The organism is Porphyromonas gingivalis ATCC 33277, from assembly GCF_000010505.1.
In the GTDB taxonomy this organism is placed as follows: Bacteria; Bacteroidota; Bacteroidia; order Bacteroidales; family Porphyromonadaceae; genus Porphyromonas; species Porphyromonas gingivalis.
Genome location: NC_010729.1, coordinates 1372909 through 1386713, shown reverse-complemented (window position 1 = coordinate 1386713; position 13805 = coordinate 1372909). Strand labels below are relative to the sequence as shown.

At 46.2% G+C, this 13805-nt stretch carries 10 protein-coding genes and 1 tRNA gene; 6 read left to right on the top strand and 5 right to left on the bottom strand.

What is annotated here, in order from left to right:
* Positions 1-345 precede the first annotated feature (345 nt).
* From PGN_RS05955 to PGN_RS05930, 6 genes are all read left to right on the top strand, one after another.
* The gene (locus tag PGN_RS05955) at positions 346-1497 is read left to right on the top strand and encodes a glycosyltransferase family 4 protein (protein ID WP_012458130.1); all 1152 of its coding nucleotides are present in this window, start codon (positions 346-348) and stop codon (positions 1495-1497) included.
* 5 nt (positions 1498-1502) lie between these two features.
* Positions 1503-2363: a glycosyltransferase family 2 protein gene (locus PGN_RS05950; protein ID WP_012458129.1), complete on the top strand. Its 861-nt coding sequence runs from the start codon at positions 1503-1505 to the stop codon at positions 2361-2363.
* 110 nt (positions 2364-2473) lie between these two features.
* On the top strand, positions 2474-3610 hold the full coding sequence (locus PGN_RS05945; RefSeq protein ID WP_012458128.1) for a DUF4369 domain-containing protein: 1137 nt from the start codon (positions 2474-2476) through the stop codon (positions 3608-3610).
* Positions 3611-4026: 416 nt separating this feature from the next.
* On the top strand, positions 4027-5151 hold the full coding sequence (locus PGN_RS05940; RefSeq protein ID WP_005873685.1) for a DegT/DnrJ/EryC1/StrS family aminotransferase: 1125 nt from the start codon (positions 4027-4029) through the stop codon (positions 5149-5151).
* Positions 5152-5210: 59 nt separating this feature from the next.
* On the top strand, positions 5211-6455 hold the full coding sequence (locus tag PGN_RS05935; protein WP_230455971.1) for a lipopolysaccharide biosynthesis protein: 1245 nt from the start codon (positions 5211-5213) through the stop codon (positions 6453-6455).
* Positions 6418-8046: an asparagine synthase family protein gene (locus tag PGN_RS05930; protein ID WP_005873629.1), complete on the top strand. Its 1629-nt coding sequence runs from the start codon at positions 6418-6420 to the stop codon at positions 8044-8046. The genes PGN_RS05935 and PGN_RS05930 overlap by 38 nt, the downstream gene beginning before the upstream one ends.
* A 174-nt stretch (positions 8047-8220) precedes the next feature.
* On the opposite strand, the gene PGN_RS05925 is transcribed toward PGN_RS05930, so the two are convergent.
* From PGN_RS05925 to PGN_RS05905, 5 genes are all read right to left on the bottom strand, one after another.
* A complete protein-coding gene (locus PGN_RS05925) occupies positions 8221-8835 on the bottom strand; it encodes a sugar transferase (protein WP_012458125.1) in 615 nt (204 codons plus the stop codon).
* A 568-nt stretch (positions 8836-9403) separates the two neighbouring features.
* On the bottom strand, positions 9404-10345 hold the full coding sequence (gene trxB / locus PGN_RS05920) for a thioredoxin-disulfide reductase (RefSeq protein WP_004584394.1): 942 nt from the start codon (positions 10343-10345) through the stop codon (positions 9404-9406).
* A 193-nt stretch (positions 10346-10538) separates the two neighbouring features.
* Positions 10539-10611: transfer RNA gene (locus PGN_RS05915), tRNA-Thr, on the bottom strand.
* Between the two features lie 60 nt (positions 10612-10671).
* Positions 10672-11124, bottom strand: a complete 453-nt coding sequence (locus tag PGN_RS11935) for a hypothetical protein (protein WP_004584395.1) — start codon at positions 11122-11124, stop codon at positions 10672-10674.
* A gap of 28 nt (positions 11125-11152) precedes the next feature.
* A complete protein-coding gene (locus tag PGN_RS05905; RefSeq protein WP_012458123.1) occupies positions 11153-13783 on the bottom strand; it encodes a valine--tRNA ligase in 2631 nt (876 codons plus the stop codon).
* Between the last annotated feature and the right edge of the window lie 22 nt (positions 13784-13805).

Here is a 13805-nt window from a genome sequence, read left to right as displayed (position 1 = left end):
CTCCCTTGGTCAGCGTGCTTATTCCTCCATACAACGTGGAGAAATCAGAAATCGAGTCTGATTTTGAAATAGCCTACTTGAATGTAGCTAAAATGTTTTATGACAAAGCTCCCTGCAATCAATATAAGACGATAAGGGAATACAGGCCACTGAATCCGAAGAGAATCGCCTCCATGCAATACCATCCGTTTATCCGATTTAAGTTTGCTTGTCAATTGTCAGACTCTTCTGTTCTGAGATATTTAGGATATTTTCTGTGTAAAACAGAACAGAAGATAAAAAGAATGATGAGAGCCTGACTTTGTGTTGCCACAGTCTTTTTCCTACAAAGTAATTCGACATAATATGATAACCGTTGCCCATCTGATCAATAACATTGTCCAATCAGGACCGGTGATAGTCATGCGCGACATCATTCGACACATGGATCGAGACAAATTCCATCCTATTGTCATTTGTTTGCGTCATGAGGAAAAAGAAGATCCGATAGTGAAAGAGCTAAGAGCTATAGACGTAAAATGTATTTACCTCAACTACAGCCTTCTTTCTTTGGAGCTACAGACCGGTAGGATAGCACGAAAGGTTTTGTCTGTGCTACGCAACGAGAAAGCTCATATCCTCCATAGTCACGGATACCATCCTGATCTGATTGCCTCTCATTTGTCCCGGAATATAACAAGCCTAAGTACCCTCCATAACATCTCCAAGGACGACTTCACTTTCCTGAAGGGTAATTTATTGGGGAGCTACATGAATTTCCGCTACTTGCGTAGCCTTAGTAAGATAGGACATTATGTAGCGATAAGTAGAGCTGTAGCTGACTATTATGCATCACATGTAAATAAAGCAAAAGAGAGAATACGTATTATCCACAATGGAGTAGATCTTTCTTTTTTCCAAATACCGGACGAAGATCATCAGAAACAGCTGCGACATCGATTAGGACTTCCAGTCTCCGGAAAAATCTTCCTTGTCGTGGGACGTCTGTTCTCTCGCAAGGATCCTCTCATCATTATTCGAGCCTTTAAATCCCTTTTAGAGAGCCAAAAATTGAGTGGCGATTTTTATCTCTTTTTTTTAGGTGACGGGCCATTGAGTGATGCTTGTCAAAAGGAAATTGGAGACAAGACCCATAATATCAGGTTATTGGGTTTTCAGAAAAATGTCCATGAATATATGATGGCAGCAGATTATGCCATCACGGCCTCTCACTCGGAGGGTTTCGGCCTGAATTATCTGGAGGCTATTGCTTGTGGAAAACCCGTTGTAGCCACTGATTTGCCTCCATTCAGAGAAATCTGCGGCACAGGCTTTCAGGACAACGAATTGTTTTTTTCTGTAGGAAACCAAAAAGAATTGGAGGATTGCATACTAAAAAGCCTTGGTCATACGTTCAACCCTCAAAAAGTCTCCGATATCAGGCATCATTTCTCTGCGGAAACAATGTCTGTACAATATCAGAACTATTATACGGAGCTATCAGCTCCACTAAAATGAATTCAATGAAGAGTGCATGTTCGATTATTACTGCTTCAATCGTACTTTATAAAAGCAAACCGGATATTATTCGGGATGTCATTACCTCCTTTTTCTCTGATACGGTAACTAAGAAGAGGCTTATCCTCATAGACAATTCTCCGACTGACAGCCTTCGTGTACTCCAAGAAGAAAGACCGGCGGATATTCAGTATTTCTTCAATAACCGCAATATAGGATTCGGATCAGCTCACAATATCGGTATTAGAGAGGCAGCTCGCTTCAATCCTTCTTATCATTTAATTCTTAATCCTGATGTGCAGTTTGGCCCTGAAGTGGTGCCGACATTGGCTTCATACATGGACGAGAATCCTGATATAGGATTGTTGATGCCACAAGTCTATTATCCTAATGGCGAATTGCAGCACTTATGCAAGTTGTTTCCACGTCCATGGGATGTTATGCTCAGGCGATTTGTCCCTTATAGATCATATAGAGAAAGGAATAACGAACGATTCGAGCTGCGTAATTGGTCTTATGACACGATTCAGGACATCCCTTCGCTTTCGGGCTGTTTCATGTTTGCCCGAATGGATATTCTTAGAGAAGTAGGAGGGTTTGACGAACGCTTTTTTATGTATGCGGAAGATTTGGATCTATGCAGACGTATAGGGCAAGTATCTCGTACCGTTTTCTTCCCAAAAGTCTCTATTATGCACACCTACGCGAAAGGTTCTTATCATGATGCCAAACTGCTTCGGCACCACATCGTTTCTCTCATCCGTTACTTTAATAAATGGGGATGGCTTTTCGATGCCGAACGTCGTAGGGTCAATAGGGCATGTTTGGCAGTACTCCGCAATCAAACGACAGTGAAAAAAGATTGATCGCAACGGCTGAATAATACGAAGGAAGACCATACTATCTTTTGATTAGAGTGACCTACAAATCGTATAACATATATATTTGCAACTGTAAAAACTAATAACACATTTTCTTGACGAATATGAAGCAATTATGCCTAATCTGCTTGGCTTTCATCTGCCTTTTTTTTCTCGATAGCTGTGGTAACAAAAATACATTTCGTGTCGAAGGGTCGATTGCCGGTTATGAAGACACCGCACAAGTGTATCTGACCAAGATCATTGGGAGCGATCTTTCTGTACTCGATTCTGTAAATCCTGACCGAAAAGGTCGTTTCAGTTTTGTAGCACAAGCGGACTCCACACCGTCTTTCTACCAGATTAAACTCAGGAAGCAGCATATTAATTTTGCTGCAAAGATCGGATCGGAAATCAACATACAGGTGGGTCGTAACAGCTTTTCCGATTACGTTATTGAAGACAACCAAGGGCCTGACAATAACAATATTCGCAAGATTGCGCTATTGAAAGAGCAAGCGGATAATCGTTTGGATCATTTGTACCGTTCATACCAAGAGAACAAACTGGATGCTTCGCAGTATCAAGACACCATAGCGAAGGTGATAGATGAGTTTAAGACCACATTGCGCAACGATTTCATCTTCCAAGATCCCAAGTCACCAGCTTCATACTTTGCACTATTCCAACAGAAAGACGGCCTCCTATATTTCAATGTCTATGATCCTATGGATGCTAAGGCTTTTGCTGCGGTAGCTACAGCTTACGATACTTATTACCCAACCTCGTCTTACACCAAAAGTGTTCGTGATCTTTCTCTATTGGGTATTGCTGCCATGCGGAGAGATCGTGTGGCAAAGGATATTACTACTCGCAAAATAGAAGTCAAAGACATTCCGGAAACAATTCTGATTGATCGCAAAGGCAATGAACAACCACTCTCAAAGGTCGTAGAAACGAATGATAGGGTGTTGATAGTATTTACCTCCTATCAGGCTGAATGGTCACCCTCTTTGGTAAAAGAACAGCGAGCACTGTATCAACGACATTGCAACAATGGATTTCAGATATATGAGATTTCTGTCGACAAGGACTTGTATTTCTGGCAGAATGCAACGCGTACACTCCCTTGGATCACAGTGAACGATAGCGAAGGGAAAGCAGCTTTGTCATTCAATGTCAGATCATTGCCAACATTTTTCCTAATCCAAGATGGCGAGCTTAAACGTCTCCAAAGATTGGAAAGTCTCTAAAGTTTTCGATACCGTGGGGTAGAGTCCTTGTTTTTATAAATCCCTGATAGAACAAACCAACGTGACGATAATTGATCTTTAGGCAGAAATAGAGAAAGCTGTATCCGGGTTGCCAAACCTCGACACAGCTTTTTTTCTTTCAGAGACCTTTGAAAAATAAGGAGGTGGAGGGAAAAGGGTGGCAGTAAGGAGTGAAAGTAGTTGTAAATCCCCCTTGCGGAGCTACTTGCACGAGCTCCTCAAGGGTGGTTATGCCTTATCCTACGGATGAGGACATAATTATCTCCGGCGTTCTGTATAAATTAAAGAAGACCTTTGCACGACAATTGGCGTGCAAAGGTCTCTTTCAATCATTCTCTTTCACCAGAAATCCCTACAACACGCCTATGCCTACTTCCATTTCCCAGCCAATTGTGATGGTGGATCTGAAAAAGCAGTATCTGCAGATGAAAAAACAGATCGATGAAGCCATCCATACAGTTATCGATAGTACAGCTTTTATCAACGGAAAAGAAGTACATGCTTTTGCGGAAGATTTGGCAGCCTATTTGGGTGTAAAGCATGTAATCCCTTGCGCCAATGGTACAGACGCATTGCAAATCAGTCTGATGGCTTTGGGATTGAAAGTCGGAGATGAGATCATTGTGCCCGATTTCACTTATGCAGCAAGTGCCGAAGCTATAGGTTTGTTAGGATTAACACCTGTTTTCGCTGATGTAGACCCTATTACATTTAATCTTACATCTAAGGGCTGCGAAAAAGTTCTGTCCGACAAGACGAAAGCAATCATACCAGTACACCTCTTTGGGCAGTCCTGCGATATGGAGCCGCTTTTGGCCTTTGCCAAGCGAAACGATTTGTTTGTTATCGAAGACAATGCTCAGGCAATGGGAGGGGGATATACTATCTCCGATGGATCTATCCGAAAAACAGGAACAATGGGGCATATAGGCTGTGCTTCCTTCTTTCCATCGAAGAATTTGGGTTGTTATGGAGACGGTGGTGCTGTCACAACAAATGATGACGAATTGGCAAAGCGAGTGCGAATGATAGCGAACCATGGCCAAAAGATCAAATACAAACATGACATTATCGGATGCAATTCCCGACTCGATACTATTCAAGCGGCCATCCTCAGAGTAAAATTGCAATATTTGGACCGCTTCAATGCACTTCGGAATGAGGTCGCCTCACACTATACCTCTCTGCTCGAAGGTATTGAATGGCTACAAACACCGACCTCCTTGCAGCAGTCTTCGCATGTTTATCATCAATATACTCTTAAGCTCTTGGATCAGAACACTCGCGATGGACTGCGAGAGCATCTGACGAATCATAAGATCGCTTCGATGATATACTACCCGATACCACTCCACAGGCAACCGGCATTCGTCGGTATTGCTCATTGGGGTGAATCTTTGGATGTGTCCGACTCTTTGTCGCGAACTGTTCTCTCCATCCCCATCTATCCGGAAATGGAGATAGAGCAAATCCATGCTGTGGTATCAGCAATCAAAACATTCGAACCGTCTTTACAATGACAAAAGAGGAGGGAGGCTCGTCTATGAAGCAAGGACGAAGTTCCATGATGGCAAACAGCATGAAACTGATCAGCGCCGGTACCTTTGTACAGGTATTGGCTTTCCTGCTGTTGCCTGTTATCGGACGTATCTATACCGAATCCGAAATCGGTCAAATTACCGTTTTCCTTTCTGTGGTGGGTGTACTCACGATCGTTGCCACAGGACGTTATGATCAAGCCACCATATTGGCACGATCGAAAGAACGAGCTCTACTGCTGCTGTTTACGGCTCTTCGGTTCAATTTGATCTTCTGTTTAGCTCTCATTCCTGCAGTCCTGATTATCAATCCTTTTCTAACGGATTCACGCTATAGCGGACAGCAAACTCATTTATTCTTGCTTCCCTTCTTCGTCTTCTTTGCTGCAGGAGTAATCTCCCTGTTGTCATGGGCTAATTCGCACAATCAATATGGTCGAATGAGTATTGCGCAGATCAGTCAAGGTCTGGGCAATAATCTGCTTCGAATAGGTTTCGGTCTCCTCAAAATGGGCTTTTGGGGGCTTCAACTTGCAGCCTTGCTCGGAGGTATGGCAGGTATCTTTCCTCTTGTGCGCAAGCAGGCTCTTCTATCCCAATACAAGCGATACGTTACCCGCCGGCGTCTTCGAATAGCTGCCCGTACATATGCCAATTTCCCACGCTATTCATTACCGCAGGCCGTTATAGATATCTTGTCCGGTAGTCTTGTATCCTTGCTCTTACCTCTCCAGTACCACGATGCAGCCATCGGGTTGTATGGTATGGCCTATATGCTTGCCGGTAGGCCCATGCAGCTCATCAGCGATTCGCTCAGCCGTGTTTGGTTCAGGCGAGTGGCCGAACAGAAGAATACCCGACAGTCCTTCCTCCTTCCGATTCGTCGGTTCGTCTTCATTTGGCTTTTAGTCGCTGTACTGGGTTCCATCCTCATTTTTTTCTTTTTGGAGCCACTTGTCGTTGTCATTTTGGGAAAGAAATGGCTACTGTGCTCATCCATTATAATGGCTATGCTACCATTTTTTATCTTCAATTTTCTCTCTTCCGTATATAATTTCCTACCCGATTTATTTGGAAAGCAGCAAAAATTCATGAGAATGCAGGCCATTCTGCTCATTGTTCAGTTGCTCGTTATCCTGATAGGAACGCGATTGCTCCCTTTCGAAAAATATATGTGGCTGCATTTTGCTGAGCGTGCACTTGATTCCCTCGTGCAGATAGCATGGTTCTATATGATTATCCGCAAATATGAAAATAGTCTCAGACTTCACTCTTGTGCTTCCTAATAAAGATATTGATATATCAGTCGGTTATTCCGCAGGTTTTATTTTTGATGGAAACAGACATCTCACATCCCAAGAGCTGCAAGCCTTTTTTCAGGAGGCATCGGATTGGGATGACTTCCTTTCCCGAGCTAAGCGTATTACAGGAGAATGGGCTGTCGTATTCCAACGTGCCGAAGGCGAAGTCTGGGCTGCCACCGACCATCGCTCTTCTCAGAGACTCTATTTCCGTCTTGCGGCGGACGGACTCCGTATGGCAGAAAACGGTTACTCACTGTTCACCGAGCGAGATAGCTGGGATGGTGACGCTGTTCTCTTTTTCTTGCGTTGGGGTTATACACCTGCTGATAGCACATTGATCCGCGAAATACGGAAACTTCCCCCCGGCCATGCCCTACGCTATAGAGTCGGAGAGGGTATTACGACCACTGCCTATGACACAGTAGACCGATATGCCCCGTTTGACAGCCATCTTTTATCTTATGAAGAGGCTAAAGAGGAACTGAAGCACCGCCTTATTCTTGCCGGCAAGAGACTCGTTCGCTACCTGAATGGCAGATCGGCCATACTTCCCCTTTCCGGAGGATTCGACTCGCGGATGATAGCCTACATGCTGCATCGTCTGAAGTACCCACATGTCTATTGTATCTCCTATGGCAAAGAGGAAAATCCTGATAGCTTGAAAGCTGCTAAAGTGGCGGACAAACTCGGCTTTCCATTCGTCTATATCAACAGTGTACGACCCGATCGTTCCGACTATACGCAGGATGCTGAGTTCCTGTCTTATATGTACAACATGACCGGACTATCCTCCTGCTATTACTACCAAGAGTTCATCGCGGCTGCAAGTATCGCGTCCGGATCAGTGCACAACGGTATGGTTTCATTCCCATCGAATGCTGTTGTTTTACCCGGTCATCAGGGAGACGATTTGGGTGGTTCACAGCTGATGTATTCCCGTTTGGCAGAAAGCAAACTTTCGCCCAACGAGCTGTCGCGTATCCTCTACTCCCACAAGCAGATGAATCAGCAGTTCGACAGGAAGCAAAAGGAACGATTACTATCCATACAGGCAAAGCTGTTTTCCTCCTACGACAAGGAACAACAACCTGCTTATCGCACTTTCGAGCAGTATATGCAGTGGGAAAACATCCCTAAGTATATGCTCAACAGCCAGCAATCATGGCGATTCTTCGGATTAGATACGGTTTGTATGCTTCTCGATAAGGAATTGCTTGACTTTGCCTACTCTCTTCCCTTCGAATACCGCTACGGAAAGCGTATCTATGATGATATTTGTCGTGAACTGTATGGCGAGAAAGGCATTTCTTTTTCGGACGATTTGAACCTGCATGGCATTATCTCTTCTCCTGTTTACCGACTCAAACGATCTCTAAAGCCTTTGCTTCGACCATTTATACCCCGTCCTTCGATTTGGAAAGGCGATATTATCGGTTTTGAACGGATCATGCAACCTGTATTACGACAGGTAGAGCAAGACGGACGTTTCCACCCGACATCTATAAATGGGTTATCCTTCTGCTGGTATCTGCTTCAAAACGAAAAATTGATTGACCGCCCTCTGCCTCTCTGATGTATATCAGGCCAAGCAAAGCCACCACATTCCTAACAAGTAGGGTAGGGCCGAATCGATAAGGAAGAGTGTAGAGGAAGAAGGACTATAATTCTTGACCTATACGCCTAATTACCGTTATAATGAAAAAAGGGAAAACCTTTCGAACTTTCCCCTATGCAATCGGAGCTTTACTTATACTTTCTTCCCGATTAGGATAGAAGAAATTGTCTGTATCGCAATCTTTGCATCATAGCAGAAACTGATTTTTTGCAAGTATATCAAATCCCTCTCCAGACGCACCAGCATTTTTTCTATCGTATCCGTATAGCCGTTGTACAGCGTAGCATAGGAAAACAGACCCGGCCTTATTTCGTACAGTAGGGCGTAGTCCGGATTCCTTTCCATTATTTGGCAGATGTAATATTCCCTTTCAGGCCTGTAGCCTACGATAGCCATATCGCCTTTGATGATATTCCAGAATTGGGGCAACTCATCCAAGTGAGAAGCTCTCAGGAAACGACCGAACTTTGTCAGCCTCGAATCATTTTTCTGGAATAGCTGAGGCTGATTGTTGGCTTCTGCATTCACCTTCATTGAGCGAAACTTATATAGCATGAAAGGCTTTCCTCCAAGACCGATGCGTTCTTGTGAGAAGATTGCAGCCCCCCCGTCTTGCAGGAAAATGATCAAAGCTATGATCAGCATAAAAGGCAGGGAAATAGCTAAAAAAATCAATGCGAGACAAAAATCGACCAGCCTTTTGATCTTTTTAGCCCAAAGCGAGTTCAATCTATCGTTATTTTCCATTATCTTCCAATTCAAGGCACTATGACATCCTTTCCTTCCAGAATGGGTATTTATCCTATCGGTTGCCAAAAATAGAAATAACTTTTGGTTTATGAATAAAAATGCAAAGCCAAAGCCGGTATTCTAATGGACAAAAAACAATTCTGCCGATGTTTTTTCGACCTTTTTTTCTTCTTTCCTAAGTATACTTTTTTCTCTGATTACTATATTATATCATATAGCCATGGCCATGGTTTCTACTCATGTTCTCTATTCAATAATTTATACACTTCTGGCATCAATAGTAATTCTTCGTATATATCAATGGAATAATGTTATTAAAGGTTGATAATTCAGTATCAACTGACCGGATGATTATCGATAGATATAATTGAATAATAGAAAATCTGAAAGAAAAATCCGCTTCATATCGACACAACAACGGAGGAGAATCTTTTTATGTAAGCCATGCTTTGGCCTAATAGCATGAGTATGAGGTGGAAGTGGCAAAAAAAACAAAATCGGCCAAAGAGAGGGAAACAGCTCTCTTTGGCCGATTTTGTCTTTTCGGTAATAAAGCAAAGTCTTTTTATAGACCGTGCTCGCCCAAATAACGCTCTGCTTCGATAGCAGCCTTGCAACCTGATCCGGCAGCCGTGATAGCCTGACGATAGTGTGGGTCGGCAACGTCGCCGGCAGCAAATACGCCGGGAACTTTTGTGCGCGGGGACGAACCTTCCGTCAGGATATAACCCACTTCGTCCAAGTCGAGGTAGTCGGCGAAGATCTTCGAGTTTGGCGTATGACCGATAGCGAGGAAGAAACCATCGATGGCAATGTCCACCATCTCTTCGTCCGGCTCTCCTTTGCGTTTCACCAGATGAGCACCTTCCACACCGTTTTCCCCGAATAGACCCACGGTATTATGTTCGAAGAGAACGGTTATGTTCGCCGTATTCATCACACGCTCCTGCATTACCTTGGAGGCACGGAGATAGTTCTTGCGTACGATCAGGTACACGTGTTCAGCCAGCGATGCCAGATAGAGAGCCTCCTCGCAAGCAGTATCACCTCCGCCCACTACGGCTACTTTCTTCTTGCGATAGAAAAATCCATCACAGGTAGCACAAGCAGAAACACCCATGCCGGCATATTTGGCTTCATCGGCCAAGCCTAAGTATTTGGCTGTGGCACCCGTAGAGATAATAAGCGTATCGGCTGTGATTTCCTTTTCTCCGTCTATCGTGATCCTGTAAGGAGCCTTGCTCAAATCCGCTTTTGTAGCGATACCCGAACGAATGTCCGCTCCGAAGCGGGTTGCTTGTTTGCGCAGGTCTTCCATCAGTTCCGTACCGGTGATTCCTTCGGGATAACCCGGGAAGTTTTCCACCTCGGTCGTAGTCGTTAGCTGACCACCGGGTTGTATCCCTTCGTAGAGGATGGGGTTGAGGTTGGCACGAGAAGCATAGATAGCTGCGGTATAGCCGGCAGGTCCGGAACCGATGATGAGACAGCGTGCATGTTCTGACATAATGATCGTTTGTATTTGTTCGTTAGTAAGTATTGTTTATGGATGAAACAAAGATAGTAGCCTTTTCGTTTACCGAGCCTATCCGTCGAAGCATACGACCGCTCTATTTTGCCGAAAAACTGCTAACAAAAAAGACTGTGCTACGAACAATCGCAACACAGCCAAACACATTAACAACAATCTCTAAAGTCAGAGCCGAAAGCCGGACTCGAACCGGCGACCTATTCATTACGAATGAATTGCTCTACCAACTGAGCTATTTCGGCAGTCTGTAGACGGCCTCGCGACCGCCCGCCCTCTCTCGAAAGCGCTGCAAAGGTAAATAATTATTTGATATCCGGAAGAAGTTCGGCAAGAAAATTATTCAATTCTTCATCCAGATTTTCCAGCAGAGCCGAATCCAGCTGAATCAGTTCGTCGTCGATGAAGAGCAATTCCTCGATAATCGTGAAATCCTCTTCTGTCAGAGCCACCGAGAAGGGGCGTACAAATTGGTCTTTGTCGAAGAATCGGGCTGCATGCAGCCTTTTGACTGCAGCACGAAGCTCCTGCCTCATTGCGGACGGAATCTCCGTTCGTCCCTCTTGGATCCAATCGTATATGACCACACGATGAAGCTCTTCGTCTTTGTCGTTGAATAGCTGTACTTCCCCCGCAGCCGGATCTATTTGGACGAAAAGATCACTGATGGCTATCGGTGCCGTTTTGGAGCTGTCGGGGTGTTCGATCGGTGTGCGGAACAGGCGTTCGAGCTGAATCTGTACTTCGTTGGGTTTCATTGTTGGCTAAAGAGATTGTGTATGGGGTTTATTTGGTCGATTGCAACTGATTCAGACTGTCTCGAAGTGTGGCGATTCGCGCTTCGGCATCGCTTTTCTTCTTTTGCTCCAGTTCTATGACAGCTTGCGGAGCCTTGGCCACAAAGCTTTCGTTGCCGAGCTTCTTCATGACCGAAGCGAGGAATTTCTCCTGATAGGCCAGTTCGTCGGACAACTTCTTGATCTCCTCCTCCACGTCGATCAATGCGCCCATCGGGATGGCGTATTCCAGTGTACCGATCAGGAAAGAGGTAGAGCCGCTTGTCTTTTCTTCCACTCGGTTGATGGCTTCAAGGTTGCCCATTTTGATGATGACGGCATCGAAAGAGGCATCGTGTTCGTTTCCTGCTTCGAGCGTCAGCTTTTCCTTGAAAGGAACGTTCTTGCCGGTGCGGATATTGCGAATGGCAGCTATGATCTCCCGTGTACGGTCGAAGGCTTGCAGGAAGTCCCTGTCCGTCTCATGTGCATCGGGCAGGAGGCAGAGCATGATGGTCTCGCCATCGTGACGCGATGCGAGTGCATGCCATAGCTCTTCTGTGATAAAAGGCATGAAGGGATGGAGCAAACGCAGCAGCTGATCGAAGAATCCGATCGTACTGCCGTAGGTCTTCGCATCCATCGGCTGACCGTATGCCGGCTTCACCATCTCCAGATACCAGGAGGAGAAGTCGTCCCAGAACAGCTTGTAAACCAGTGTCAGTGCCTCGCTCAGACGGTACTTGGAGAAGAGATCGTCCAACTCCGTCTTCACCTCATCGAGACGATACCCGAACCATTTCACGGCCAGAGCCGAGGCTTCGGGCTGCGTGGCCGTTTCTGCCTGCTGCCATCCTTTTACGAGGCGGAAGGCATTCCATATCTTATTGCAGAAGTTACGTCCCTGCTCCGAGAGCGATTCGTCGAAGAGCACATCGTTGCCGGCCGGAGCGGCCATCATCAGTCCCATGCGTACTCCGTCGGCACCGTATTTCTCCATCAGCATGATCGGATCCGGCGAGTTGCCGAGGCTCTTGGACATCTTTCTACCCTGACCATCGCGCACGATACCGGTCAGATATACGTTGTCGAAGGGTTTCTTGCCACGGTATTCATAGCCTGCCATGATCATACGGGCTACCCAGAAGAAGAGAATGTCCGGAGCCGTTACGAGGTCGCTCGTGGGATAGTAGTAGTCCAGTTCTTCGTTCTCCGGATCCATCACATCGCCGAATACGCTTATCGGCCATAGCCATGAGGAGAACCACGTATCCAGCGAGTCGCTGTCCTGTCGCAGATCCTCTGCTGTGAGCGAGTCCGATCCCGTTTGCTTACGTGCCAGTTCCACGGCTTTTTCGGCCGTCTCCGCCACTACGATACTTCCGTCCGGCAGGTAGTAGGCAGGGATACGATGCCCCCACCAGAGTTGTCGGCTGATGCACCAGTCCTTCACGTTCTCCATCCAGTGGCGGTAGGTGTTCTTGAATTTGGCCGGATGTAGTTTGATCTCATCGTTCATCACGGCATCGAGAGCCGATTTGGCCAGACTTTCCATCTGCAGGAACCACTGCATCGAGAGCTTCGGTTCGATGGGTACATCGGTACGCTCGGAGTAGCCTACCTTGTTTACGTAGTTCTCCACTCGCTCCATCAGACCGGCATCGATCAGGTCTTGTTCGATCTTCTTACGCACATCGAATCGGTCCATACCGGCGTACGGGCCGCCATGTTCGTTGAGAATGCCGTTGTCGTGGAATATGTCTATGCTTTCGAGCCGGTGTTTCTGACCGAGCATATAGTCATTGACATCGTGTGCAGGTGTTACTTTCAGACATCCCGTACCGAACTCCATATCCACATATTCGTCTTCGATGATGGGTACTGCACGCCCTACGGTGGGCACTATCACCCGTTTGCCTCGAAGCCAGCGGTAGCGTTCGTCGTTCGGATTCACGCAGACGGCCGTATCTCCCATGATGGTTTCGGGGCGAGTCGTCGCTACTATTATATATTTGTCCGGTTCGTTCTCTACGAAATAGCGCAGATAGTAGAGCTTGCCGTTTGTTTCTTTGTAGATCACCTCTTCGTCCGAGAGGGCAGTCAGTGCTTTCGGATCCCAGTTCACCACCCGTATGCCGCGGTAGATCAGTCCTTTGTTGTAGAGATCCACGAACACCTTGATTACGCTCTCGGAGCGGGATTCGTCCATCGTGAAGGCCGTCCGTGTCCAGTCGCAGGACGCTCCCAAACGCTTGAGCTGTTCGAGGATGATGCCTCCGTGCTCGTGGGTCCAGTCCCATGCATGACGGAGAAACTCCTCTCGGCCGAGATCCTGCTTGCTGATACCCTGAGCAGCCAATCGGCCTACCACCTTCGCTTCAGTGGCTATGGAGGCATGGTCTGTACCCGGCACCCAGCAGGCGTTGTACCCTTTCATACGGGCACGGCGTACGAGGATGTCCTGAATCGTATTGTTGAGCATATGCCCCATGTGGAGTACTCCCGTCACGTTGGGTGGGGGGATCACCACGGTATATGGCTTTCGTCCATCGGGAACGGAGATGAAACAGCCATATTCCATCCAGTAGTTATACCATTTCGATTCTACCTCTTCGGGGTTGTACTTGCTCGCTATTTCCATACTGTACGCTTTGTTCCTGTAA